Genomic DNA, 24,728 nt, shown 5'->3' with positions numbered 1-24,728 from the left:
CGCGGGTCTTAGGTTTTAACCGGCTGCGGGAGCGGCAGGACGGATTGAAGGTGTAAAACATGGGCAAGGTAACAGGTTTCCTGGAAATCGACCGGCAGGTGGGCAAGTATCAGCCGGCCTCCGACCGCATCCGCCATTTCCGCGAATTCACCATTCCGATGTCGGATGCGGAAGTGACCAAGCAGGCGGCGCGCTGCATGGACTGTGGCATTCCCTATTGCCATGGCCCGACCGGCTGTCCGGTTCACAACCAGATCCCGGACTGGAACGACCTCGTCTACAACAACAAGTGGGAGGAGGCGATCCGCAACCTCCATTCCACCAACAACTTCCCGGAATTCACCGGCCGCGTCTGCCCCGCTCCCTGCGAGGAGGCCTGCACGCTGAACCTCGAGGATGCGCCGGTCGCGATCAAGACGGTCGAGCAGGCGATTGCCGACAAGGCCTATGAGCTTGGCTTCATCGCGCCGCAGCCGGCGACCATCCATACAGGCAGACGAGTGGCGATCATCGGTTCCGGCCCCGCCGGCCTGGCCGCCGCCCAGCAGCTTGGCCGCGCCGGCCACGAAGTGCATGTCTATGAACGCGAATCCAAGGCCGGCGGCCTGTTGCGCTACGGCATCCCGGACTTCAAGATGGAGAAGAATTTCATCGACCGCCGGGTGGAGCAGATCACCGGCGAGGGCGTCACCTTCCATTACGGCGCCAATATCGGCGTCGATATCCCGGTCGAGAAGCTTCTCGCCGAACATGACGCCGTGCTCTATTGCGGCGGTTCGGAAACCCCGCGCCCGGCCGGCATCCCCGGCGTCGAGCTGCATGGCGTCTATGACGCGATGCCTTACCTCGTACAGCAGAACCGTCGTCTTGGCCGTGAGAACATCGAGAGTGTTGCCTGGGCGGCCGATCCGATCCTGGCCGGCGCCAAGCATGTGGTCGTCGTCGGCGGTGGCGATACGGCGTCGGACTGCGTCGGCACGGCTTTCCGCCAGGGCGCCGTCAAGGTGACCCAGCTCGACATCCGCCCGCAGCCGCCCGAGAAGGAAGACAAGCTTGCCGTCTGGCCGTTCTGGGCGACCAAGATGCGCACCTCGTCTTCGCAGGCCGAAGGTGCGGTGCGCGAATTCCAGGTGGCGACACTCGAATTCGTGGGCGAAGACGGCCAGCTCACCGGCGTGCGCTGCTGCGAAGTCGACGAAAGCCGCAAGCCGATCGCCGGCACGGATTTCATCATCAAGGCCGACCTCGCCTTCATCGCCATCGGCTTTTCCGGTCCGCTGACGGATGGGGTGCTGAACGAACTCGAAGGCAAGCTGACGCTCAACGTCGACCGCCGCGGCTCGACCAACGTCGTCGCCAACGACAAGGACTACAAGACCTCGATCGACAAGTTCTGGACCGCCGGCGACGTACGCCGCGGCCAGTCGCTGGTCGTCTGGGCGATCCGCGAAGGCCGCCAGGCGGCACGCGCCATCGACGAAGCGCTGATGGGAAGCTCGGTGCTGCCACGGTAAGTGGCGGGAATGTCGCTGGGCAGACGATTGATGTGAGCCGGTGCGGCAAGCTCCTCTAATCTCCCCCACAAGGGGGGAGATTGGATGTGGCGCGGTTTCGCTCCCTCTCCGACATCGTGCGTGACCCGTCCCTCGCTAGTGCGTATCGCTAACGTGTCGCCGCGCTCACGGCTGGGACCCGATAATCGTCGATCCGCCCGGCCGGAGCCGGGGCGAGTTCGCCGCGCTTGACCAGTTTGTCGCGCGGCGTTTCGACGAGGACTGAGGGGAGTGGGCCCGCACCGAGAAGGTCCTTGCCGCCGTCGAGTTCGGGGTCGGAGAGGCTGATCGGGTGGGTCGGCACGGCCTGGCCGGGCGAGGCCGGAAGCGTCGACAGCGCCGGCAGGTTGGAGCCGTCGAGCTTGACCACATCGGGGCTTGCCATTTCGCCGAGATGCCGGCGGGCCAGTTTTTCCACGTAGAAGGCGAGCTTCTGCTTGCCGGCCTTGGTGAAGGTGATGCCGTCGGAACCGCGCAGGCGCACCTGCTGGCCGTTGACGTCCGAACCGGTGATGACGAACTTGCCGTCCTCGTCAACGAACCCTTCCCAGATATCGACGAATTCGCCGCCGGCTTTTTCCGTCTGGCTGCGGTAGATGGCATTGAGCGTCACGGCGTCGGCGGTCGCCACCGGCGACTGGAAGGAGGGCAGGCCGACCCAGAGGAGCGGCAGCTTGCGGGAGGCGACGATGCCGACGAGTTCCGTCACCCGCCGCTCGTATTCCTTGAACCAGGCGTCGCTTCGGAATTTTTCCTTGGTGCTGCCGATCGTCATCTGCTGGCGGTCGTTGGCTCCGAGCATGATCACCACGACGGCGGGTTTGACCTCGTCGAGCATGGCGGGAAGCTCGCCGGCCCAATCGAAATGATCCTCGCGGACGAGACCGGAGGAGCCGTCGCTGCGTTCGGTGATCGCAACGCCGGGGGCGGTTGCAAACGCCGTTTCCAGCTCGCTGCCGATGCCGCCGGCCATGAAGTCGCCGACCACCAGGACCTGTTTGGCATTGTCGAGCTTGGCGACCGGTTCAGGCGCCGGCGGCACGATCGGCTGCACCGGGCGGGGGGCAGCGGCCCGTCCCGTGCTGCGGCGCGGCCGCGGCTTCATCTCTATGATCGAGCCGTCGCGCTCGTAACGGCGGCGGCCATAGGGCGCGGGCCGTTCATAGCGGTCCTCACGCTCGTAACGCGGGCCGCCGAACAGGTAGTCGAAGAGGTTGCGGCGCGGGAGAGGCTCCTGGGCGGCAGCCGGCAGCGACCCGGCCAGCAGCGCGAGCAGTACCGCGAGGAGGAGAAGGCCCAGGCGCACCCATCCCCCGTGGCGCCGGCCCTTATTCCGTCGAGGCCCGTTTCGCCAGGCACCGTTCTCAACGGTCTCGGTTTGCCCGGATGTATGCAAAGCTTTCATGCCTCCGCCTCCCCGCACACCTTGCGGGAAACTCCCTCAGACGATGTGCTTCGACAGGCCTTCTTGTCAACGCAAAGCTTCGAGAAGCGACTTCGAAGGCTCGCCGTTCTGCTGCATGCCGAGGCGCTTCTGGATCGCCGAGATCGCCGCCTTGGAGCCGGAGCCGAAATTGCCGTCGACTTCGCCGTCGTAATACCCGAGTTGCTTCATGCGGTTCTGCAGCTCGAACTTCTGCTTGATGTCGAGCGTGCCTTCGGGGCGCGGCCAGCTCTGCTGGATGCCGCCGAAACCGGCGATTTCGTCTGCAAGCAAGCCGACCGCCAGCGCGTAGCTGTCGGCGGCGTTGTATTTCTTGACCGTGAAGAAATTGCCGAGCATCAGGAAGGCCGGGCCGTTTTCGCCGGCCATCAGCTTCAGGGTCGCCCGGTCGGTGCCGCGCGGAAAACCCTTGCCGTTCGGGCGGGCGAAACCGAGCTTCGCCCATTCGCCGAGGGTTTTCGTCTGGCCCTCGTGGCGGGCGCCGTTGGCCGGCAGCACTGTTTCATATCCCCAGGTCTTGCCGCTCTGCCAGCCGTTCTTGGCAAGCAGGTTGGCGGAGGTGGCGAGCGCGTCCGGGACCGAATGCCAGATATCGCGCTTGCCGTTGCCGTCCGCATCGATGGCATAGAGGAGGTAGCTGGTGGGGATGAACTGGGTATGGCCCATGGCGCCGGCCCAGGAGCCGGTGAGCTGCTTCGGGGTGATGTCGCCCGACTGCAGGATCTTCAGCGCCGCGATCAGCTGGGTGCGGGCGAACCTGGCGCGCTTGGGGTCGCCCCAGGCGAGCGTCGCTAAGGCCTGCGGCACGTGGTGCAGGCGATCGGGATTTTCGAGTGCGGCACCGTAGTTGGATTCCATCGACCAGATGGCGAGCAGGATGTTCTTGTCGACCCCGAAATGACGTTCCAGGGAAGCGAGCGTCGAGCCGTGTCTGGCGGCCATCTCGCGGCCGATCTTGACGGTATAGGGGTTGACGCGGCTGTCGAGGTAATCCCAGATCTTCGACTTGAACTCGGGCTGATAGTTGGCCTTTTCCAGCACATCCTGATCCGGTTCGCTGACGCCTGCGAAAGCTCTCTCATAGGTGGAGCGGGTGATACCGCTTTTGGCTGCGGTGTCGTAGAATTTAGCGATCCACGTCTTGAAACCGGCGTCTGCCTGAGCATCTATCGGCATGGCCGCGGCGGCGAGGCCGGCGACCAGGGAGAAGGCAAACCCACGGAGCAAGTTGGTACGAAACGTCTTCATCGGCAGTCGAGTCCATTCTTCTTTTACCAAGCCTTGCGGCAAGAGTGGCATGCGGCTTAACGATGTAATAACAGAATTGGGTCAACAAATTCTTTACCATAGAAACCCGACCCGCGGCAGTCTTTGCGAAACGGTAGCAATTCGTCATTAGATGCCAAGAATCGAATATTCGCACAATGACGTGCTTTCAGGAGGCATGAGTGGCACAACAACAAAAGATCCGTAAGGCAGTGTTTCCGGTAGCAGGTCTGGGCACGCGCTTCCTGCCCGCCACCAAGGCGGTGCCGAAGGAAATGCTGACCGTGGTCGATAAGCCGGTCATCCAGTATGTGGTGGATGAGGCGGCGGAAGCCGGGATCGAGCATTTCGTCTTCGTGACGGGTCGCGGCAAAGGGGTCATCGAGGACTATTTCGACATCCAGTACGAGCTGGAACAGATGCTGCGCGAGCGCAACAAGAATGCCGAGCTGACGCTGCTCGCCGGCCTTCTGCCGGTTGCCGGCACCGCGAGCTTCACCCGCCAGCAGGTGCCGCTCGGGCTTGGCCACGCGGTCTGGTGCGCCCGCGATATCGTCGGCAACGAGCCGTTCGCGGTCCTGCTTCCCGACATGATCATGGCCGGCGGCAAGGGCTGCCTCAAGGGCATGGTCGATCTTTATGCCGAGAGCGGCGGCAACGTCGTCGCGGTGCAGGAATGCGATCCGGAACAGGCCCATAAATACGGCATCGTCGGCATCGGCGCGCCGGTTGGCGAAGGTTTCAAGATCACCCAGATGGTCGAGAAGCCGGCCAAGGGTACGGCGCCCTCCAACCTCTATATCAACGGCCGCTACATCCTGCAGCCGGAGATCTTCAAGATCCTCGAAACCCAGGAACGCGGCGCCGGCAACGAGATCCAGCTGACCGACGGCATGCTGGCGCTCCTGAAATCGCAGGAATTCGCGGCCTATCCCTTCAAGGGCGAGACGTTCGACTGCGGCGCCAAGGACGGCTTCATCCTGGCCAACCTCGCCTTCGCCCTGCAGCGTGCCGACATCCGCCCGGCAATCGAAGGGCCGATGAAGGCGCTGCTCGCCTCGCTGAAGTAAACCTCTTCGCCCGGCCATTTGCCGGTTCGCACGTCACGCAAACCCCTCATGGTCCTGCTATGAGGGGTTTTGTTTTTCACGGGTGCCGATTGCCATGACCCTCTCTGCAAATCGCGATTTTCTGGAATTTCATGACCTGCCGGCGGATGCGGTGCTGGCAATCCTCGAACGTGCCGGGGAGCTTGGCGAAGCGTGGCGGGAGCGGAGGATGCCGCAAAGCCTCGAAGGGCTGCGGGTCGCCCTGATCGTCGATGATGGCGGCTGGCGCAATACGACGGCCCTCGACCTCGGGATCCAGGCGATGGGCGGCATCTGCGTGCACGCGCCGGTCAGCCTCGGTGGGCGGGAGGCGATCGCCGATCTGGCGGGTTACCTCGACAACTGGTTCGACATGATCGTCATCCGGACGCCTGAACTGGCCTCGCTCCAGGAGCTGGCGGCACATGCCCGAGCGCCTGTCATCAACGCCCGGACGCGATCGAACCATCCTTGCGAGACGCTCGGCGACCTCGCCTATGTCAGAGCCAAGAGGGGCGGCATCGAGGGGCTGAAGATCGTCGGCGTGGCCCCGGATGCCAATATTCTCCGATCGTGGGTGGAGGCGTCGATCTCGATGCCGATCGAGGTGGTGCAGGTCTATCCGGGCGACTGGCACGTCAGCGACCCGGCGCTCCTTAACCCCAGTTTCCGGCTGAGCACGGATATGCGCGAGCTTGAGGATGCGGATGTCATCTTCACGGATAGCTGGCCAAGCGGGGTGCCGGAAGGTGACGTCGCGGGCTATCGCATATCGACCGAGGTTCTTGATCGCTGCCGCCCTGACGCGATCTTCATTCCTTGCCCACCGGTGGCTCGCGGCCAGGAAGTGACCGCGGATGCGATGGCGCATCCTGCCTGCCAGAGTGTGTCGGCGAAGGCCTTCCTGCTGCATGCGCAGAACGCGCTGATGGAATGGATTGTCGCGAAAGCGGAAATCAGCGCTTCAAGGTGAGGCCGACGCCGGCGCGGACGATCTTGTCGTTGGTGCCGCCGCCGCCCGCCTGTTCGTATTCGACGTCGCCGGTCAGGTCGAGATAACGGTTGATCGCCCAGGTGAGGCCGGCGCCGCCGATCCAGACCGTTTCGTCGCTCGGGCCGCCGCTCGGGAAATCGCGCAGCATCGTGCTGCCGGTCAGGCGGGCGATGAGGTTGTCGCGCATTTCATGCGTCAGCGCCGCCGTCGCCTGGTATTCCACCCAGCCGCTCTCTCCGGGCGTGGTCGAATCCTGCACCGTGGTGCGCAGGCCGAGATCGACATTGGTGCCGCGCTGCGGCGACCAGGTGGCGCTGCCATTGAAGGTGACCGCGCCGACCGATTTCAGGCGGTCGTCCTCGTAATCGACGACTTCGTAACCGGTGCCGATTTCGCCGCGCAGTTTTTCGCCGAGATCGAATTCGACACCCGTGCGCGCCGCATAGCTCTGCGACGAACGGGCATAACCGGAATTGTCGCGCCTGAGATCGTAGAACGTGTGGCCGGTCGCGACTTCCACATAAGGGACGAGCGCCGGCGACAGTTCGTAGCCGAGCCGCAGGCGGCCGTCGATGCCAGTCCTGTTGCGGTCTCTCGTGCTGACGATCGTGCCGTCGGACAGCTTTGCATCCGTATAGCTGGCGCGAGACAGATCGAGTGCGGCGGTGCCGCGGACCTTGCCGAAATCGCGCTGCACGGAGGCGCCGCCGGTGAATTCGTGGACGCCCGGCTGGGTCGATGCGCCGCCGAGCGCGTTCGGATCGTAGTCGTCCTCGCGTGAGAACCGGTAACCGCCGGTGATATGGGCGACCGTATCGTTGGAGAGGTCGAGCCGCAGGTCAGCATTGATGTTCGCTTCCGGCTGCTCGCCTTGGCTGCTGCTGCCGAGGTTACGCTCCAGCGTGCCTTCACCGGTGACCGTCAACGAATGGCGCGACCAGTCGGACGTCAACGTGCCGCGGATCGCCGTCGACAGGTAGTCGCGGCGGATCTTGGTGCCGTTCGAGCGGCGGGTCTCGGTGTCGATGCTCTGGTTGATCGACGGGCGGAGCAGGAAGCTGCCCATCCGGATACCGGTCGGATCACCCGGCTCGCGCGGCTGTTCCTGGGTTTCGACAGGTTCCGCGCCGCGGTCGAGCGGCTCTTCGCGCGGCTGGTTCAGGTCGTCCTCGTAGGGAGGCTCCTGATTGGCCGCCTGGTTGCGGGCCGGCGTGGTGCCGGTCGCGAGGTTCGGATCGTCGGTATTCTGATCATCCGCGCCATTGGCGGCGCTGGTCGCCGGCTGGGCCGAGGTGCTGCCTCTCAATGCCGTATTGGATGCCGGCGAAGCGGTGCCAGTGACTGACGGAAGGGTGCCATTCTGCGGCGGAAAAGGGCTGCGGGTCTGGGCCATTGCCGGGGAGAACGGCGCTGCGGATACAAGCGCCGAACAGGCCAGCAGAAGGCCGAGTGCCGTCCGGCGCCTCTGGCGCGTCCCGCCTGTCGTGGTTGTGATCTTCATGAGGCCTGCCCGGGCAATCGCAAATGCTTACCCAAACGTAAAGCCATGTGGTTAACGTTTGGTTGCGACACCATGACGGCGGTGAACTTAGTCGCTACGTGCCAAGCCGATGGACTTGACGGGTGAAAAGGGTTAAGGCTTGCCCATGATCAAGAGAGCTTTGCAACTGGTCGAGAACGACCTCGTCGATTCCGCCTTGAGGACGATTTCCTTCGGAAAACAAGGGCTTAATGCGCTGGAGCTGGCGCTTCAGAACGGCCTTGGCGATGCCTTCCGCAAGGCCGCGGAACTGATCGGCGACATCGATGGCAGGGTCGTCGTGACCGGCATCGGCAAGAGCGGACATATCGGCCGCAAGATCGCCGCCAGCCTCGCTTCGACCGGCACGCCCTCCTTCTTCGTGCATCCCGTCGAAGCCAATCACGGCGATCTCGGCATGATCGGGTCGGGCGACGTGGTGCTGGCTCTGTCCTGGAGCGGCGAGACCGCCGAGCTGCAGGGCATCGTTTCCTTCACCCGCCGCTTCTCCATTCCGCTGATCGCCATGACGTCGGGCGAGATTTCGACGCTGGCCCGCGAGGCCGATGTCGTTCTGCTGCTGCCCAAGGAACAGGAGGCCTGCCCGCACGGGCTGGCGCCGACCACGTCGACGCTGATGCAGCTTGCCATGGGCGATGCGCTTGCCGTTGCGCTGCTCGAAGCACGCGGTTTCTCGGCAACCGATTTCCGTGTCTACCATCCGGGCGGCAAGCTCGGTGCGATGCTCAGCCATGTCGGCGATTTGATGCATACCGGCGACCGCATGCCTCTGGTCAGGAAGGGCGTGCTCATGCTGGAGGCGATCCAGGAACTGTCGCGCAAGCGCTTCGGCTGCGTCGGCGTCATCGATGAGGATGGCAGCCTCTGCGGCTTCATCAGCGATGGCGATATTTCCCGGCATCTTCATCTCGATCTGCGGGAAACGCGGGTCGATGATGTGATGACGCAGAACCCGAAGACCGTCAGCAAGGAAACGCTCGCCACGAAGGCCATGGCGCTGCTCAACAAGCACAGCATCGGTGCGCTGCTCGTCGTCGACGAGGAGCGCAAGCCGATCGGCATCGTCCACTTCCACGACCTGCTGCGCGTCGGGGTGGCCTGACATCCAGCCACGTTCCGAGCTGCTTCGGGCCGGAAGGACTAAGCCGCTTCGACTTTAAGGTCGCGGCCGCTTGCCGCCACCACCTTCACCTGCGTGCCGGCCGGCAGGTCAGGCCCCATCACCGACCACCACGTATCGTCGAGCCGGATACGGCCGCGCCCCTCAGCGATCGGTTCGTGGAGAGTTGCGGTGCGGCCGACCAGGCTTTCGCCACGGCGGTTGAGATTGGGCTCGTCACTCGCCTGGTTGCGGCTGGAATAGAAACGGCGGCCGGCCAGGGCGAAGACGCCGGAAAGCACCGCGAAGAGCAGGAGCTGGACGTGCCAGCTCCAGAAGGCCGCGTCCCAGAGCGCCAGAGACAGTGCGCCGATGACGATCGCGGCAGCGCCGATCCAGATCAGGAAAACGCCCGGTGCGGCAAGTTCTGCCGCCAGGAGCACCACACCCAATATCCACCAGCTCCAGGGACCGAGATTGACCACAGCGTCATGCAGCATGGCTCAGGTCTCTGAGGAATTCGGGTTGAACGGATTGAGGACCGGCGTGGTGCGCGGTCCGGGCTGGGGACGCGGGCCGGCCGGCGGGCGCGGCGGTGCGGCAGGCCCGGAGCCATCGCCGAAAACCTCCTTGGCGATGGCGCCGATGCCGCCGAGCGAACCGATGATCGACGAGGCCTCCAGCGGCATCAGCACGATCTTGGAATTCGGCGCCTTGCCGATCGCCACCAGCGCTTCCGTGTATTTCTGGGCCACGAAGTAGTTGATCGCCTGCACGTCGCCGGCGGCAATCGCCTGCGAGACGGACTGGGTCGCCTTGGCCTCGGCTTCCGCCAGGCGTTCGCGGGCTTCGGCCTCGCGGAATGCGGCTTCGCGCTTGCCCTCGGCTTCGAGGACCGCCGCCTGCTTGGCGCCCTCGGCGCGCAGGATCTGGGCGCTGCGCGAACCTTCGGCCTCGAGGATCTGGGCGCGCTTCTCGCGCTCGGCCTTCATCTGCCGTCCCATCGATTCGACGAGGTCGGCGGGCGGCTGGATGTCCTTGATCTCGACGCGGGTGACCTTGATGCCCCAGGGGCCGACGGCCTCATCGACAACGCGCAGCAGGCGCTCGTTGATGACTTCGCGGTTGGAGAGCAGCTCGTCGAGATCCATCGAGCCCATGACCGAGCGGATGTTGGTCATGGTGAGGTTCTGGATGGCGTTCTGCAGGTTGGAAATCTGGTAGGCTGCCTGGGCCGGATTGAGCACCTGATAGAAGGCGACGGCATCGGCGGAGACGCTGGCATTGTCCTTGGTGATGACTTCCTGGGTCGGGATGTCGAGCACCTGTTCCATGACGTTCATGCGCACGCCGATGCGCTCGATGAACGGCGTCAGGATGTTGAGGCCGGGCTCCAGCGTGCGTGTGTAGCGGCCGAAGCGCTCCACGGTGTAGCGATACCCCTGCGGTACGGTCTTGATCCCGGCGAACAGGACCAGGATGATCAGCACCACGACGCCGATCACGACGATATCGAAGCCACCCAGGCCGCCCAAGTTCATGACATTACTCCCTCTTGGCGCATCCGCGCCTGATCCTCGACGTGATTGAGTTAGCACGTTCTTTACATGGAAGAAATGACAGCTGGCCCTCTGTCTATGCGCGCGGGTTATTCACAAGGACGCGTCGTCGGTCTAGGAAGCGGGTTCCATACCGGTCGCAGCCTACCCGGTCAAAACAAGGATGAAAGCCCATGAAAACCATCGTCGTCTGCTCCGGCGGACTGGACTCCGTCTCGCTCGCCCACAGGATTGCCGCCGAACAGGAACTGATCGGCCTGATTTCCTTCGACTACGGCCAGCGGCACCGCAAGGAACTCGATTTCGCCGCGGCCTGCGCCGCGCGGCTCGGGGTCTTCCACGAGGTCATCGACATGCGCGGGATCGGCAGCAAGCTCACCGGCTCGGCCCTGACCGACGATGTGGACGTACCGGACGGCCACTATGCCGAGGAGACGATGCGGGTAACGGTGGTGCCGAACCGCAACGCGATCATGCTGTCGGTCGCCTTCGGGGTGGCGGCGGCGCGAAATGCCGATGCGGTGGCGATCGCCGTGCATGGCGGCGACCATTTCATCTATCCCGACTGCCGGCCGGGTTTCATCGAAGCGTTCCAGGTCATGCAGGATCAGGCGCTGGACGGCTACGCTTCGGTTCGGCTGCTTTCGCCTTATGTGAACGGCTCGAAGGCGGATATCGTCACGGACGGCGCCCGGCATGAAACGCCGTTCGGCGAGACCTGGTCCTGCTACAAGGGCGGCGACCGCCATTGCGGCCGCTGCGGCACCTGCGTCGAGCGGCGCGAGGCTTTCCACATCGCCGGTATCGAGGATCCGACCGAGTATGGAGACCCGGATTTCTGGAAGGCGGCGACGGCGGGCTTCAAGGCCACCGAAGTGCGGTAGGACCTGCTTTTACGCCCAGCCCTGCAGTTCGCGGCGCACGACCCTTTCCAGCACGGTCATGCCCCCCGGGCTGTCGTTCAGGCAGGGGACATGTGCGAATTTTTCGCCGCCATGATGCAGGAAGATCTCGCCCGCTTCACCGGCGATCTCTTCGAGCGTCTCCAGACAGTCGGAAACGAAGCCGGGGTTCATCACCGCGATGCGTTTCACGCCGTCATGAGCGAGTTTCTCGACCGTCTTGTCGGTATAGGGCTGCAGCCATTCCTCCGGTCCGAAACGGGACTGGAAGGTGATCATGAAATTCTTGTCGGTGAGGCCGAGCGCCTCCTTCAGGAGCCGGGCGGTCTTCTGGCAATGGCAGTAATAGGGGTCGCCCGCCTTGAAGTAGGATTGCGGGATGCCGTGGAAGGAGGCGATCAGCATTTCCGGCTCCCAGTCGAGCGCCGCGTATTTCGCCCTGACGGAGTCAGCCAGCGCCTCGATATAGGCCGGCTCGTCGTGATAGGGCGGCACGGTGCGTATTGCCGGCTGCCAGCGCAGCTTCATCAGGTGCTCGAACGCCTTGTCGTTGACGGTCGCGGTGGTTGAGGCCGCATATTGCGGATAGAGCGGGAAGAGGACGATCTTCTCGCAGCCCTTTTCCTTCAGCGCGTCGATGCGTTCGGCGATCGACGGCTTGCCGTAGCGCATCGCCCAGTCGACCACGACGTTCGGCAGGTCCTTCAGCCGCTCGGCCATCAGCTCGCCTTGGGCGCGGGTGTAGGTGCGCAGATAGCTTTCGTTGCGATCCTTGTTCCAGATCGCCTCATAGGCCTTGCCGACCTTTTGCGGCCGCTTGTTGAGCACGATGCCGTAAAGGATCGGATACCAGTAGAGCCGCGACCACTCGATGACCCGCTTGTCGGACAGAAACTCGGCCAGGTAGCGCCGCATCGGCCAGTAGTCCGTGCCGTCGGGCGTGCCGAGATTGACGAGCAGCACGCCGACCTTGCCGAAAGCGACCTTCGGATGATCGGAGGGCATGTGGGCGGAATGGGAGGTCATGCGGATACTCTCGGTTGAGCGATAGGCGGGCGCTTTATGCGCCGAATTATTTAGAAAGAAAAACCGGCCCGGGAAACCCCGAGCCGGCCTTTGAAGCGGGACAAATTGTCCCTGCGGGCGATGCCCGTGGCTTATTTCGCCGGCAGTTCCAGCTCGGCGCCGACCTGGATGACGTTCGGATGGCGCAGCGAGTTGAGCTTGGCGATCTCGGTCCACTTCTCGCCGTCGCCATAGGTGGCTTCCGCGATCTTCCAGAGCGAGTCACCCTTGGCGACCGTGTATTTGGTCGGACCGGCCGGCTTGGCGGCGGCTGCGGGAGCCGGGGTCGCCGGCGCTGCCGCCATCGTGTTCGGGGCCGGAGCAGCAGGCGCTGCGGGCTTCGGAGCGGCCGGTGCCGCTGCCATTGTGTTCGGTGCAGGGGCTGCGGGTGCTGCCGGAGCCGCTGCCGTGGGGGCGGGAGCGGCAGGTGCCGGGGCTGCAGGAGCCGCAGCGGTCGGCGCCGGCGTCGCTGCCGGGGCGGGAGCAGCAGGAGCGGCAGCCGTCGGAGCCGGTGCCGGAGGAGCGGCCGGCGCAGGCTTTGCCGGCGGCGTATAGCTTGCCGGGGTCAGGTCGGTGATGCGGCCGTCCGTATAGGGCTTGTAGGGGTTATGGGCCGCCAGATAGTCGGCGACGGCGTTTTCGAGATTCGGACCGTAGTCGTAGGCATTCTGGGAATTGGTCGCGAAGATCTTGAAGCCGTCACCGCCGCCGCGAACGTAGTTGTTGGTCACGACGCCGTAGGTCTTGGCCGGATCGATCGGCACGAAGTTTGCGCCTTCCTTGACCTGAACGTCGCTGACACGGCTGCCGACCGGCTTGGCCTTGTCGAAAGAAAATTTCATGCCCGCCACCTGCGGGAAGCGGCCTGCACCGTCGTCGATCTGGCTGACGCCGTTTTCGAGAGCGGCGACGAGATCGGCTCCCTTGATCTGGAAGGTGGCTATCGTGTTCTGGAAGGGCAGCACGGTCAGCACTTCACCCATGGAGACTTCGCCGGCGTCGATCGAGGCGCGCAGGCCCCCACCGTTCTGGATGGAGATGGTGATCCCCTGGTCCTTGACGCGGTCGAGCTGCGCATCGGCGACGAGGTTGCCCATCGAGCATTCCTTGGCGCGGCAGACGCGGCGGTCGCCGTCGATGACGGCGTCAGAGGCGCCGACGATCTTCTTCTTCAGGTCTTCGATCGGCTTCTTCAGCTCCGCGACGCGGGCGAGGAAAGCCGGGTCCGGGGTGATCGACTTGTCCATGAGGATCGGCTCGCCCTCGGCCGACTTCACGACGCCGTTGTCGTCGAAGACGATTTTGATGTCGCCGAGATATTTCGAATACTGGTATGCCTGCACGACCGGCACCTTGTACCCGCCCGGATTGTCCGACCAGGTCGGATACGGGCCTTCGGCGCCCTTGGCCACGTTCGACAGCAGCGTGTGGGTGTGGCCGCCGACGACGACGTCGACATCCGGGATCTTGGCGATCATCGCGAGGTCGCGCGGATAACCGACATGGGTCAGCGCGATGATCTTGTCGACGCCCTGAGCCTTCAGGCCCTGGACGGCTTCGGTGATCTTGGCGACATCGTCGGCAATCGTGATGTTCGGGCCGGGATTGGCGATTTCGGGGGTGTCGTTGGTGACGGCGCCGACGATGCCGATCTTCTGGCCGCCGACGGTCAGCACCAGCGACGGCTTGATGCGGTTGCCGATCTTGGCGGCGGCGCTCGGCACGACGTTGGCGGTGACGACCGGGAACTGGATCTTGTCGAGGAAGGTGGCGAGCACGTCGTCGCTGTCGTCGAATTCATGGTTGCCGACGGTCATGGCGTCGAACTTCATGGCGTTCAGCGCTTCGGCTTCGGCGGCACCCTTATAGGTCGTGTAGAAGAGAGAGCCCTGGAAGTTGTCCCCGCCATTGAGGAGAATGACGTTCTTGTTCTCAGCCTTCAGCGCGTCGCGGGTCTGGTTGATCGCGGTCAGGAGGCGGGCAGCGCCGCCGAAGCAGACGCCCTTGCCTTCATCCTCGGCCGAGCAGGTGGAATCGGTCGCGTTGATGGATTCGAGACGCGAATGGAAGTCGTTGATGTGCAGGATATTGAGCTCGAAATCGGCAAATGCCGCGCCGCTCGAAAGAGCCATGACCGAAGCGGTCAACAGCCCGAGCCCCAATGTCTTCTTCATCTGATCTCTCCTCTTTCTATTTCGGCGGCTATGCCGCCCTTTTATCTGTTCTAGTTTTTGAATGTGACAGCCGTTCCGGCGGGCATGTTTTCATCAACCGATGGTGGGTTCAAGGGAAATGTGACAAATATGACAGTGCGCTACCGGGCCACTTACAGTTTGTCTTCGTTCGGGAATCGCGCCACGGGCGGCTGAGTATTGATTTTCCGGCCGCCCCTGATTATCTTGACCATATATGGTCATTTCAAGCGAGGCCGACGATGTCTACGATCAGTGTGGCCGACGCAAAGGCCGGTTTCGCCAGTCTCGTGGACGACGCGGCGAACGGGGAATTCGTGACGATTACCCGCCACGGAAAACCGGCGGCCGTGCTTGTTTCGGTCGAGGCGGCCGAGGCGGCGAAAAAGGCTCTGGATAGGCCTCGGCCCAATTTCGGAGACTTCCTTTTGACATTTCCCGGCGGTGTCGAGCTTGAGCGGAAACCGTCGAAACTGCGCGATGTCGATCTGTGAGCGGCTATCTGCTCGATACGAATATCATCAGCAAGATTGCGCCGGACCGGACGGTGCCTTCAGATCAGGTGCGGGCGTGGTTCCATGAACAGGGTGAGGCTGGTGCGCTCTTCCTCTCGGCCATTACCATTGCCGAAATCGAAAAGGGGATGCGGTCGCTTCACAGGCGTGGCGGGATCGCGAGAGCGCAGCGTCTTTCGGCTTGGCTGGATTTCATCTCCGACAGTTTCGGCGATCGGATATTGCCGATGGATCCGGTAGTCGCGCGGATTGCGGGGGCGCTGGAAGACGAGGCGGAGAGCAATGGCCGGAGCCCGGACCTCAGCGATATCATCATTGCCGCGACGGCACGGGCCTATGGGCTTACCATCGTCACGGAAAACATCCGGCATTTTGGGCCGCTTGATGTGCTCGTCGATCTCCCTGCCGCCTTTCGGCAAAAAACAAACCCGCAATAGCCGGATCGCGATCATAGGTAGCCTGTAAAATGCGAAAACCCCGCCGGGGCGGGGTCGCGATGATCGGGATGCGGATGTGTCGATTCAGCTGCGGCGGGCGAGCGAGAACTGGGCGCCGCTATCCTGCGTGCAGTTGAGCTGGTTAACGGTGACCAGCGAGCAGTTGACGCGCGACTGGGTCTTGCGCACCAGCGAGGTCATGTTGATCTCGACCAGCGTCGGCGACAGGCTGGTATAGGTGCCGGAGGCGAGCAGCGTGTTGCTGTCGCTGGAGCGGGTGTTGAACGTGCCGGCCTGGAACGAGGAGACGATGCCGTTCGGATCGACCCAGGTGCCTTCGACGCCCTGCGGCTGCACGACCGCCATCTGTTGCGGCGGAGGAGAGGAAACGCAGGCGGTCAGGCCGGCTGCGGCGATGAGCGCAAAGCTCACTTTGAATTTCATGATCTGTCTCCCGCGATTCGGTCCGGCTTCGGTTGGCAAACCTTGCCGCCATCGCCCTATGTAACGCAAGATGTGGCCTTGAAAAGGCAGAAGCTTTCAACATGCAAAAAACCGCCTGCGGCAAGGCAGGCGGTTGAATCCACTTGTATCGGCAGCTTCAAACTCTTCCCTCATTCCTGTGCTTGTCACAGGAATCCAGCCACGGCGCGTCTGCGCCGTGAGAAGAGTCTTTCGCGCGCAAGGACTTGCGCGCGCTGGATCCCTGTCACAAGGACAGGGATGAGGAAGGCAAGGTCAGCGAACCAGGATGTTCTTGAACTGCCACGGATCCTTGGTGTCGATGTCTTCCGGGAAGAGGCCCGGGCGGCCGTCGAGCGGGGTCCAGTCGGTATAGTGGCCTTCGACCGGGCCGAGATAGGGCAGCTGCACTTCGAGGCAGCGCTTGTAGTCGATCTCGTCGGCTTCGACGATGCCGGCGGTCGGGTTTTCGAGCGCCCAGACCATGCCGGAGAGAACCGCCGAGGTGACCTGCAGGCCGGTTGCGTTCTGGTAAGGCGCGATGCGGCGGGTTTCTTCCAGCGACAGGCGCGAACCGAACCAGTAGGCGTTCTTCTCGTGGCCGTAGAGCAGCACGCCGAGTTCGTCGATGCCGTCCTCCAGCTCGTCCTCGTCGAGAACGTGATGGACCGGCTGCGGGGTGCCGCCATTGCCGAACATTTCATGCAGCGACAGAACCGCGTCATTGGCCGGATGGTAGGCGTAGTGGCAGGTCGGGCGGAAGGTCACTTCGCCGTCCTTGTCGCGCACCGTGAAATAGTCGGCGATCGAGATCGATTCGTTGTGGGTGACGAGGAAGCCGTACTGCGGGCCAGGCGTCGGGCACCAGGAGCGGACGCGGGTGTTGGCGCCCGGCTGTTCGAGGTAGATGGCGGCCTTGTTGCCCTTCTTGTGCTTCTTGCCGTTCTTCGGCATCCATTCCTCATGGGTGCCCCAGCCGAGTTCGGCCGGCTGCATGCCTTCGGAAATGAAGCCTTCGACCGACCAGGTGTTCCAGAAGACGTTGAGCGGCTTCGGGTGCTTGGTACGCTGGGTGTCGCGCTCGGCGATGTGGACGCCCTTGACGCCGAGCTTCTTCATCAGCTTGGCCCAGCCTTCGCGGTCGTGCTGATCCGGCTCGTCGAACTTCAGGCCGGTGTCGTTGGCGAGGTTGACCAGCGCCTGCTTGACGAACCAGGAAACCATGCCCGGATTGGCACCACAGGTGGACACGGCGGTGGCGCCGCCCGGGTTCTTGGCCTTTTCCTTGCGAACGGTTTCGCGCAGCGCATAATTGGTGCGGTCGGCGTTCTTCATGTTCTTGTCGAAATAGAAGCCGAGCCAGGGTTCGACGACCGTGTCGATGTAGAGAACGTCCAGCTTGCGGCAGAGCTTCATCAGGTCGAGCGAGCCGGTATCGACCGACAGGTTGACGCAGAAGCCCTGGCCCTTGCCTTCGGTCAGGAGGGGCTTAAGGAGATCCTTGTAGTTCTCCTTGGTCACATATTCCTTGATGTGACGGACGCCGTGCTTCTTCAGGATCTCCATGTCGGAGGGTTCTTCGCGCGGGTCGATGACGACCATCCGGCTCTTGTCGAACTTGAAATGGCGTTCGATCAGCGGCAGCGTGCCGCGGCCGATCGAGCCGAAACCGATCATCACGATCGGACCGGTGATTTCGCCATAAACCGGATGGGTAGTCTCTGACATGTCTTTCTCCTTGATCGCGGCCTTCTCGGGCCGCTGCCCCGCTTGATCGGCAGTGGATGGGAATTAAATGCTGCACTTGGGCAATTCGCGGCGCTCTAGATCATAAAACTTCGTCACAATAAAGAGCCTGTCGATTTTCGGGGGATGAATCGGCGGCGTTATTCGGTTCGGTGAACTCGTCACAGGACGTGTAGGCAAGTTTCACGACAGCGGACTTTATGCTACATACGGGGAAAATCGGAGGCATATGGTTCATGACGTCGCATGTGGTTTCGCTTCGCATCTCGGGCGAAATGAAGGAACGGCTCGACCGGCTGTCCTCCGCTACCAATCGGTCCGCGACGGCGCTCGCCGAGGAGGCGCTCGAAGACTATCTTTCACAGCACGAGTTGGAGCTCGAGGCCCTCGACGTCGCTGCCGAGCGTGCCGACAAGGGCGATTTCGTTTCGCATGAAGCCGTGGCCAGCTGGCTGAAGAGCTGGGGCACGGCGAACGAAGGTGCGGCACCCAAGCCGGACATCGTCAAGACCCGTCGATGAGGCTGATATGGGCCGAGGCGGCGCTCGCCGATCTGGTGCATCTTCGCACCTACATCGCCGAGCATAATCCCCAGGCAGCAAACGAGATGGCGGCGAGATTGCTCGACATCGCGGAACTGCTGATCGTGCATCCTCAAGCGGGCTTGCAGACGGCAAAACTTGGCTTGCGTCGCCTCGTTGTGCCGCAATCAGTCTATTCCCTGATCTATCGCATCGTCGACGAGGATATCGAAATCATCGAAGTGTTCGATGGCCGGCGGTATAAACCCCGCACAAATCTGGCGGATTAGTCACGCCGTCGCCGTGCCCTGGTGGAAAACCATGCGCCATCTCCCGTCGGCGTCCAGCCGCCAGATGGAGCTGCGGTTGGTGAAGAGCTTGCTGCCGTCGTCGTCGATGCGGGTGCCGCGATAGGTGGCGAGGGCGATCGTGTCGCTCAGCATCTCGGCGCTGAAGTCCGAGATCGAAGTGTTGTTCGGGCCGGTCTCGGCGACGAGGCGGGTGACGATGTCGTCGAACGTGTAGGCGAGGCCGGAGCGGCCGAATTCGCGGAATTCGGGGGCCAGCAGTTCGCGCAGCTTTTGCTCGGAGCCTCGGACCTCGCGGCTCTGCAAAGCGAGTTCGAGTGCAAGCAGGTGATCGGCGAGGGGGCTGGCGGCGGACATTTACCGGCCAGCTCTGGCCATTTTTGCAGGGCGGGCGGCAGGGCGAGGGGCTTCCGCCGGCATTTCCGATCGGGCTGCCTGGCTGACGAGTTCGGCGGCGATCAGGCCGCGCAGCGAATTGCCGACGAAGAAGCGGCGGTTTTCGAGGTCGGCGAGGCGGAGGACCTGGCTTTTGGCCTTGCCCTCGCGGATCAGGTCGGCGCGCAGGATGCCAGGCAGGAGGCCGCTCGACAGCGCCGGAGTGAGCAGCGAGCCGTCCTTGGCCTCGACGAAGACGTTGGTGATCGTGCCTTCGCAGACCTCGCCGCGCTCGTTGAGGAGAATCACTTCATCGGCCTCTTCGGGCGTGAATTCGGCGCGCGCGGCCTCGTAGAGTTCACGGCGGGACGTCTTGTGGCGATAGGTCGGGTCGTCGGAAGGAAGCACGGTCTTCGCCACCCGCACCCGCCACACTGTCTCGGCGGCGAGCGGCACGAAGGGCGTCGTGGTGATCTCTATCTTGCCGCGATAGGTCATCACGAGGCGGACGCGCAGCGGTGTCTCGCCGCCGGCGGTCGCCGCCTGAAGCTGTTTCAGCGTATCGGCCGGCGGCTGGCGAAAACCCAGCGCATCCGCCGACCGGCTGAGCCGGCGCAAATGCTGGTCCACCCGGAGCAGGCCGTTGCCCGGTTCCCAGCGCATTGTTTCGATCAGCGAGAAATCCATTGGTCGCCCACCGCAAAGCGTGCCTTCAACAGGCACTCGTCATACTCGGCCTCGGCCTTCGAGTCGAAGACGATGCCGCCGCCGACATTGAAGACGGCTTTTTCGTCATTGAAAAGCGTGATCGTGCGGATGGCCACCGAAAAACGCATCGGGCCGGCCGGATCGCACCAGCCGATGGCGCCGCAATAGACGTCGCGCGGTTCCCTTTCGAGATCGGCAAGGATGCGCATGGCCCACATTTTCGGCGCCCCGGTGATCGAGCCGCAGGGGAAGAGCGCCGCAAGGATGTCCGGAAAGCCGATCCCGGGGAGGAGCCTCGCCCGGACATGGCTCACCATCTGGTGCACCGTCGGATAGGTTTCGATCTCGAACAGTTTCGGAACCGAGAGCGTGCCGACCTCGCTGATGACGGAAATGTCGTTGCGCAGGAGATCGACGATCATGCGGTTTTCGGCCAGCGTCTTTTCGTCGGCAAGCATTTCGGCGATGATCGCCTCATCCTCTTCAACCGTCGCGCCGCGCGGGGCGGTGCCCTTCATCGGATGGGTTTCGATGTAACCATCCTCATCCACCGCGAAAAACAGCTCCGGCGAACGCGACAGGACGAGCGGGCCGCCCAGATCGACGAATGCACCGTAGCGTACCGGCTGGCGGGCGACGAGGGACCAGAAGGCGGAAAGCGGATCGCCATGCCAGCTTGCGGTGACCGGTATGGTCAGGTTCGCCTGGTAGCAGTCGCCATTGCGCAGGTGCTGGTGGAGGCGGCCGAACCGTTCCTCGTAGGTCGCGAAATCCCAGCCGGCCCGTGGGTCGCTGAGGAACGACCCCGCGGAGGAGCCATCCTCGACGACGGCGCCGGTGGGCTCGGCGAGCGGATGTTCATTGCCAGAGGGTTTGTCAAATACGCCCATGGCGATCAGGGGCGTCGGCCGATTGTCGACGATCAGCCGCCGGAGCTTGTCCTCGAAGACGTAGCCGGTTTCGTAGGAAATATAGCCCGCCAGCCAGTGGCCGGCGAGGCGCGCCTCTTCGAGGCGCCGAAGTGCCGGCAGCACTTCGGCGGCAGTCCGCGCCGTGACGATCTCCCTCGGCCGGTCGAAGACGAGGCTCCGGCCGGCGGGGTCGTCCCGAAAGAGCGCGAAGGGGGTGGCGTTTGTCATTTCATTCTGAATTCCAATTGCCCATCGTGGGCGCTGCTTGCCCCTCATCCGCCTGCCGGCACCTTCTCCCCGTAAACGGGGCGAAGGAGATTCGCGGCAAGCTATCCGTCTTTCTCATACGTTGGCCAAGGCACGTCCCCTCTCCCCGTCACAACGGGGAGAGGGTTAGGGTGAGGGGCAGCTTCAGCCGGCAGGGCGGGGGGAGCGTTAGACCTTATCCCCGATCCAGAGCCTCCAGTTCGTCGATCAGGCCTTCGATCATCGACAGGCCCTTCGACCAGAAGGACGGATCGGTGGCGTCGAGGCCGAAGGGCTTCAACAGCTCCGAGTGATGCTTGGTGCCGCCGGCCTTCAGGAGTTCGAAATACTTCTGCTGGAAGCCCGGCGCGGCTTGACTGTAGACCGCGTAGAGCGAGTTCACCAGGCAGTCGCCGAATGCATAGGCATACACATAGAAAGGCGAATGGATGAAGTGGGGGATATAGGTCCACCAGCTTTCATAACCCTCCGAGATCCTGATCGCGGGCCCAAGGCTTTCGCCCTGGACGGAGAGCCACAGCTCGCCGATCTGCTCGGCGGTCAGTTCGCCCTCCTTGCGGGCCGTGTGGACCTTGCGCTCGAACTGGTAGAAGGCGATCTGTCGCACGACCGTGTTGATCATGTCCTCGACCTTCTGGGCGAGCATGGCCTTGCGTTCGCGTTTGTCGGTGGTCTTTTCCAGCAACGCGCGGAAGGTCAGCATCTCGCCGAAGACGGAGGCGGTTTCGGCAAGCGTCAGCGGCGTCTGGCACATCAGCGCGCCCTGGTCGCCGGCCAGAACCTGGTGCACACCGTGGCCGAGTTCATGAGCGAGCGTCATCACGTCGCGCGGCTTGCCCATGTAATTGACGAGCACGTAGGGGTGGGCCGACGGCACGGTCGGATGCGCGAAGGCACCCGGCGCCTTGCCGGGACGGACCGGCGCGTCGATCCATTCCTCGTCGAAGAAGCGGCCGGCGATCTCGGCCATTTCGGGCGCGAAGCCGCGATAGGCGTTGAGCACGGTATCCTTCGCCTGTTCCCATGAGATCAGCGCGTTCGGGGTTTCCGGCAGCGGCGCGTTGCGGTCCCAGAAATTCAGCTGCTCCATGCCGAGCCATTTCGCCTTCATCGCGTAATAGCGGTGCGAGAGGCGCGGATAGGCTTGCCTGACGGCTTCGGCGAGCGCATCGACGACTTCGCGTTCGACGCGGTTGGCGAGATGGCGACTGTCGGCGATGTCCTCGAACCCGCGCCAGCGGTCGGAGATTTCCTTGTCCTTGGCGAGCGTGTTTGTGATCAGGGTGAAGACGCGCAGGTTGTCGCCGAAGGTCTTCGACAGCGCGGCTGCGGCCTTGGCGCGGATCTCGGGCTCAGGCTCCTGCAGCATGTTGAGGGTGACTTCGAGCGGCAGTTGCTCGCCGTCGATCTCGAAGCGGAGTTCGGCCATGGTCTCGTCGAAGAGACGGTTGAAGGCGGCAGCCGACGTCATCGACTTTTCGAGGAAGAGCTGTTCCAGCTTGTCGTCGAGCTGGAAGGGCTTGTCTTTCCTGAGATCGACGAGCCAGGGGCGGTAGTGGCCGGCGGCCGGGTCGCGGTCCATGCACGCGTCGATCACTGCGTCGTCGATGCGGTTGAGTTCCAGCGCGAAGAACAGCAGGTGCGCGGAGAGATCGGTCAGCTTCGCCTGCACGTCGCCGTAGAATTTGCCGTTGGCCGGGCTCGACGTATCGGAGAAATAGGTGAGGCCGGCAAACGAGCCGATCTTGCCGAGCAGGTCGTCGAGCGCCTCGTATTCCTTGAGCGCTTCGCCGATGCCGCCGGCGCCGGTCCTGGTCGCGGCCTCGGCAAGCCTGCCCTTCCACTTTTCCTCGAAGGCGATCGACAGCGTGGCTGCCTTTTCCATGTCGGCCGTGAACGCGGGCGCATCCTTGGCCTCATAGAGATCCGAGAGCTTCCAGACCGGCAGGAGGCCGAGCGCCGGGTTGGAGGCCGCAGCGCCTGCGGCGGGTGCGGCCGGAATTTCGGGGAGGGCGGGTGCGGACATTCTCATCGCTTTTTCCTTCTCAACCTGTTGCGCCTGTTTTCCTTGCCGGCCGTTAAAATGCAAGCTTTTCTCAAAAGGGGATGTTCAAGGCTTTCTGACACAACCAGCGGGATAACAGCCTAAAAGGGCCATGATGACCATTGCTGGGAGCCGAGCATGATTGCGCAAATCCTCGTTGTCGATGACGATCCTATTCAGCGTCGCCTGTTGAAGAATGCGGTTGAACGTTACGGCCATGCCGCCCATCTTGCCGAGAACGGCCTTGCGGCGCTGGAGTTCCTGAAGCGCACCGCGACCGACATCAATGTCATCGTGCTCGACCTGATGATGCCGGAAATGGATGGCCTCAGCTTTCTGGCGGCAATCCGCGAACTCGGCATCGAAACGCCGGTCATCGTCCAGACGGGACAGGGCAGCATCGAATACGTGGTGCAGGCGATGCGCGCCGGCGCCTTCGATTTCGTCGTCAAGCCGGTATCGCCGGAACGGATCGGCACTTCGATCAGCAATGCACTGAAGCTCGACCAGAAGGAATCGAAGTCCCGCGCCGGTCGCCGCCATCGCCCCGGCGCCGTCGGCTTCGGCGATATCATTTCGGCCAGCCCGGACATGCTGCGCGTCATCGATCTTGCCCAGCGTGCCGCCCATTCCAACATTCCGGTGGTGCTCGAAGGTGAATCCGGCGTCGGCAAGGAAATGATCGCCCGCGCCATCCAGTCGAACAGCGACCGGGCCGGCAAGCCGTTCATCACCGTCAATTGCGGCGCAATCCCGCACAATCTGGTCGAGAGCATCCTCTTCGGTCACGAGAAGGGCGCCTTCACCGGCGCCTCGGAGAAACACACCGGCAAGTTCGTGGAGGCCGACGGCGGCACGTTGTTCCTCGACGAGATCGGCGAACTGCCGCTTGACGTGCAGGTGAAGCTCTTGCGCGCCGTGCAGCAGGGCGAGGTAGAGACCGTCGGCGCTTCCAAGGTCCAGAAGGTCAATGTCCGGCTGATCTCGGCCACCAACAAGGACCTGATCGAGGAGGTCCGGGCCGGCCGTTTCCGCGAGGACCTCTATTACCGCCTCAACGTCTTCCCGATCACCATTCCGGCGCTGCGCCGCCGCAAGGAAGACATTCCGCATCTCGCCCGCGTCTTTGCCGAGCGGTTCTCGACCGAGCAGAAGCTCAACAGGACGCTGTCGGTCGGCGCCGGAGCGCTGGCGCTTCTGACGGCCTACGACTGGCCGGGCAATATCCGCCAGCTCGAAAACGCCGTCTTCCGCGCCGTGGTGCTTGCCGAGGGCACCGAGCTTACCGAAGACGATTTTCCGCAGATCGCGGCACAGATTCCGGAATTCAGGCAGGCGGAACTGACGGCGACCGCCGTCATGCCCGCCCCGGGCGTGTTGTCCGACCATGCCATGCGCGAGGCGCTCGCCGATTCGCCGGTATTTGCCAACAGCGACAAGGCGCGGGCCGCCAGGCCGGATGCGAAGGCGATGCTCGCCGCCGCTTATCCCCAGGAAAACGTCATCGTCAGCACCGACGAAACCGGCGAAGTGAGGAAGCTTGCGGATGTCGAGGAAGAGCTGATCCGCTTTGCCCTGAAGTTCTATCGCGGCCAGATGAGCCAGGTCGCCCGTAAACTCGGGATCGGACGCTCGACGCTTTATCGTAAACTCAAGGATTACGGCATCGATCCTGACGATCCGCTGAAGGAAGCCGCGTAATTACTGCCTCGTAATCGCTAATGTATTAGCT

22 protein-coding genes and 2 pseudogenes are annotated in these 24,728 nt (G+C 63.3%); 11 read left to right on the top strand and 13 right to left on the bottom strand.

From position 1 onward, the window contains the following. Positions 1 to 59: 59 nt before the first annotated feature. Positions 60 to 1,514, top strand: a complete 1,455-nt coding sequence (locus ACSQ8R_RS14405; RefSeq protein ID WP_436253996.1) for a glutamate synthase subunit beta — start codon at positions 60 to 62, stop codon at positions 1,512 to 1,514. 148 nt (positions 1,515 to 1,662) lie between these two features. Here the strand turns inward: ACSQ8R_RS14405 and ACSQ8R_RS14400 are convergent, their stop codons facing one another. Next, on the bottom strand, positions 1,663 to 2,958 hold the full coding sequence (locus ACSQ8R_RS14400; protein WP_436253995.1) for an SGNH/GDSL hydrolase family protein: 1,296 nt from the start codon (positions 2,956 to 2,958) through the stop codon (positions 1,663 to 1,665). 66 nt (positions 2,959 to 3,024) lie between these two features. Beyond that, positions 3,025 to 4,245, bottom strand: a complete 1,221-nt coding sequence (locus tag ACSQ8R_RS14395; protein ID WP_436253994.1) for a lytic murein transglycosylase — start codon at positions 4,243 to 4,245, stop codon at positions 3,025 to 3,027. A gap of 200 nt (positions 4,246 to 4,445) precedes the next feature. On the opposite strand from ACSQ8R_RS14395, the gene galU reads away from it, so the two are divergent. Together galU and ACSQ8R_RS14385 are read left to right on the top strand one after the other, a co-directional pair. After that, positions 4,446 to 5,333 (top strand): UTP--glucose-1-phosphate uridylyltransferase GalU, encoded by an 888-nt coding sequence (gene galU, locus ACSQ8R_RS14390; protein WP_436253993.1) that lies wholly within the window; start codon positions 4,446 to 4,448, stop codon positions 5,331 to 5,333. Positions 5,334 to 5,427: 94 nt separating this feature from the next. Next, positions 5,428 to 6,324 carry an ornithine carbamoyltransferase gene (locus ACSQ8R_RS14385; RefSeq protein WP_436253992.1) on the top strand — a complete coding sequence of 299 codons (897 nt, stop codon included), beginning with the start codon at positions 5,428 to 5,430 and terminating at the stop codon, positions 6,322 to 6,324. On the opposite strand, the gene ACSQ8R_RS14380 is transcribed toward ACSQ8R_RS14385, so the two are convergent. Next, positions 6,308 to 7,846: an outer membrane beta-barrel protein gene (locus ACSQ8R_RS14380; RefSeq protein WP_436253991.1), complete on the bottom strand. Its 1,539-nt coding sequence runs from the start codon at positions 7,844 to 7,846 to the stop codon at positions 6,308 to 6,310. The two genes, ACSQ8R_RS14385 and ACSQ8R_RS14380, sit on opposite strands and share 17 nt — an antisense overlap. 145 nt (positions 7,847 to 7,991) lie before the next feature. Between ACSQ8R_RS14380 and ACSQ8R_RS14375 the strand changes: the two genes are divergently transcribed. Continuing rightward, positions 7,992 to 8,987, top strand: coding sequence for a KpsF/GutQ family sugar-phosphate isomerase (locus ACSQ8R_RS14375; RefSeq protein ID WP_436253990.1), 996 nt, complete (start codon positions 7,992 to 7,994; stop codon positions 8,985 to 8,987). Positions 8,988 to 9,025: 38 nt separating this feature from the next. On the opposite strand, the gene ACSQ8R_RS14370 is transcribed toward ACSQ8R_RS14375, so the two are convergent. After that, a complete protein-coding gene (locus ACSQ8R_RS14370) occupies positions 9,026 to 9,484 on the bottom strand; it encodes an NfeD family protein (RefSeq protein ID WP_436253989.1) in 459 nt (152 codons plus the stop codon). Positions 9,485 to 9,487: 3 nt separating this feature from the next. After that, positions 9,488 to 10,525 carry an SPFH domain-containing protein gene (locus tag ACSQ8R_RS14365; RefSeq protein WP_436253988.1) on the bottom strand — a complete coding sequence of 346 codons (1,038 nt, stop codon included), beginning with the start codon at positions 10,523 to 10,525 and terminating at the stop codon, positions 9,488 to 9,490. Positions 10,526 to 10,716: 191 nt separating this feature from the next. On the opposite strand from ACSQ8R_RS14365, the gene queC reads away from it, so the two are divergent. Then, positions 10,717 to 11,427 carry a 7-cyano-7-deazaguanine synthase QueC gene (gene queC / locus ACSQ8R_RS14360; protein ID WP_436253987.1) on the top strand — a complete coding sequence of 237 codons (711 nt, stop codon included), beginning with the start codon at positions 10,717 to 10,719 and terminating at the stop codon, positions 11,425 to 11,427. Positions 11,428 to 11,436: 9 nt separating this feature from the next. On the opposite strand, the gene hemH is transcribed toward queC, so the two are convergent. Next, positions 11,437 to 12,471, bottom strand: coding sequence for a ferrochelatase (gene hemH, locus ACSQ8R_RS14355; protein ID WP_436253986.1), 1,035 nt, complete (start codon positions 12,469 to 12,471; stop codon positions 11,437 to 11,439). Positions 12,472 to 12,602: 131 nt separating this feature from the next. Continuing rightward, positions 12,603 to 14,684 carry a 5'-nucleotidase C-terminal domain-containing protein gene (locus ACSQ8R_RS14350; RefSeq protein ID WP_436253985.1) on the bottom strand — a complete coding sequence of 694 codons (2,082 nt, stop codon included), beginning with the start codon at positions 14,682 to 14,684 and terminating at the stop codon, positions 12,603 to 12,605. 260 nt (positions 14,685 to 14,944) lie between these two features. On the opposite strand from ACSQ8R_RS14350, the gene ACSQ8R_RS14345 reads away from it, so the two are divergent. Beyond that, positions 14,945 to 15,196, top strand: a complete 252-nt coding sequence (locus ACSQ8R_RS14345) for a type II toxin-antitoxin system Phd/YefM family antitoxin (protein ID WP_436255475.1) — start codon at positions 14,945 to 14,947, stop codon at positions 15,194 to 15,196. Then, positions 15,193 to 15,654 (top strand): type II toxin-antitoxin system VapC family toxin, encoded by a 462-nt coding sequence (locus tag ACSQ8R_RS14340; protein WP_436253984.1) that lies wholly within the window; start codon positions 15,193 to 15,195, stop codon positions 15,652 to 15,654. The genes ACSQ8R_RS14345 and ACSQ8R_RS14340 overlap by 4 nt, the downstream gene beginning before the upstream one ends. 84 nt (positions 15,655 to 15,738) lie before the next feature. Here ACSQ8R_RS14340 and omp10 read toward each other — a convergent pair whose 3' ends face one another. Both omp10 and ACSQ8R_RS14330 read right to left on the bottom strand, forming a co-directional pair. Then, complete coding sequence (omp10, locus tag ACSQ8R_RS14335) at positions 15,739 to 16,098, bottom strand: outer membrane lipoprotein Omp10 (protein ID WP_436253983.1); 360 nt, start codon at positions 16,096 to 16,098, stop codon at positions 15,739 to 15,741. A gap of 294 nt (positions 16,099 to 16,392) precedes the next feature. Continuing rightward, complete coding sequence (locus ACSQ8R_RS14330; RefSeq protein ID WP_436253982.1) at positions 16,393 to 17,844, bottom strand: homospermidine synthase; 1,452 nt, start codon at positions 17,842 to 17,844, stop codon at positions 16,393 to 16,395. Between the two features lie 254 nt (positions 17,845 to 18,098). Here ACSQ8R_RS14330 and ACSQ8R_RS14325 point away from each other — a divergent pair, with 254 nt between their 5' ends. After that, complete coding sequence (locus tag ACSQ8R_RS14325; RefSeq protein WP_436253981.1) at positions 18,099 to 18,383, top strand: CopG family ribbon-helix-helix protein; 285 nt, start codon at positions 18,099 to 18,101, stop codon at positions 18,381 to 18,383. Further along, positions 18,380 to 18,673 carry a type II toxin-antitoxin system RelE/ParE family toxin gene (locus tag ACSQ8R_RS14320; RefSeq protein WP_436253980.1) on the top strand — a complete coding sequence of 98 codons (294 nt, stop codon included), beginning with the start codon at positions 18,380 to 18,382 and terminating at the stop codon, positions 18,671 to 18,673. Before ACSQ8R_RS14325 ends, ACSQ8R_RS14320 begins: the two co-directional genes overlap by 4 nt. Here the strand turns inward: ACSQ8R_RS14320 and ACSQ8R_RS14315 are convergent, their stop codons facing one another. The 4 genes from ACSQ8R_RS14315 to ACSQ8R_RS14300 form a co-directional block, all read right to left on the bottom strand. Then, entirely contained in the window at positions 18,674 to 19,048 is a 375-nt protein-coding gene (locus tag ACSQ8R_RS14315) for a DUF4440 domain-containing protein (RefSeq protein ID WP_436253979.1), read from the bottom strand. After that, positions 19,049 to 19,753 (bottom strand): aminotransferase class IV family protein, encoded by a 705-nt coding sequence (locus ACSQ8R_RS14310; RefSeq protein ID WP_436253978.1) that lies wholly within the window; start codon positions 19,751 to 19,753, stop codon positions 19,049 to 19,051. It abuts the gene before it with no gap. Next, positions 19,738 to 20,913, bottom strand: coding sequence for an aminodeoxychorismate synthase component I (locus tag ACSQ8R_RS14305; protein WP_436253977.1), 1,176 nt, complete (start codon positions 20,911 to 20,913; stop codon positions 19,738 to 19,740). Before ACSQ8R_RS14305 ends, ACSQ8R_RS14310 begins: the two co-directional genes overlap by 16 nt. Positions 20,914 to 21,127: 214 nt before the next feature. Beyond that, positions 21,128 to 22,984: a M3 family oligoendopeptidase gene (locus ACSQ8R_RS14300; RefSeq protein WP_436253976.1), complete on the bottom strand. Its 1,857-nt coding sequence runs from the start codon at positions 22,982 to 22,984 to the stop codon at positions 21,128 to 21,130. Between the two features lie 150 nt (positions 22,985 to 23,134). Between ACSQ8R_RS14300 and ACSQ8R_RS14295 the strand changes: the two are divergent. Together ACSQ8R_RS14295 and ACSQ8R_RS14290 are read left to right on the top strand one after the other, a co-directional pair. Next, positions 23,135 to 24,323: pseudogene (locus ACSQ8R_RS14295) on the top strand (sigma-54-dependent transcriptional regulator); the annotation flags it as partial. Between the two features lie 170 nt (positions 24,324 to 24,493). Next, positions 24,494 to 24,697, top strand: a pseudogene (locus ACSQ8R_RS14290) (helix-turn-helix domain-containing protein); the annotation flags it as partial. Between the last annotated feature and the right edge of the window lie 31 nt (positions 24,698 to 24,728).

Origin of the sequence: Neorhizobium sp. LjRoot104 (assembly GCF_964253725.1) — a bacterium.
Lineage (GTDB): Bacteria > Pseudomonadota > Alphaproteobacteria > Rhizobiales > Rhizobiaceae > Neorhizobium.
This window is presented reverse-complemented; position numbering and strand designations above follow the sequence as displayed.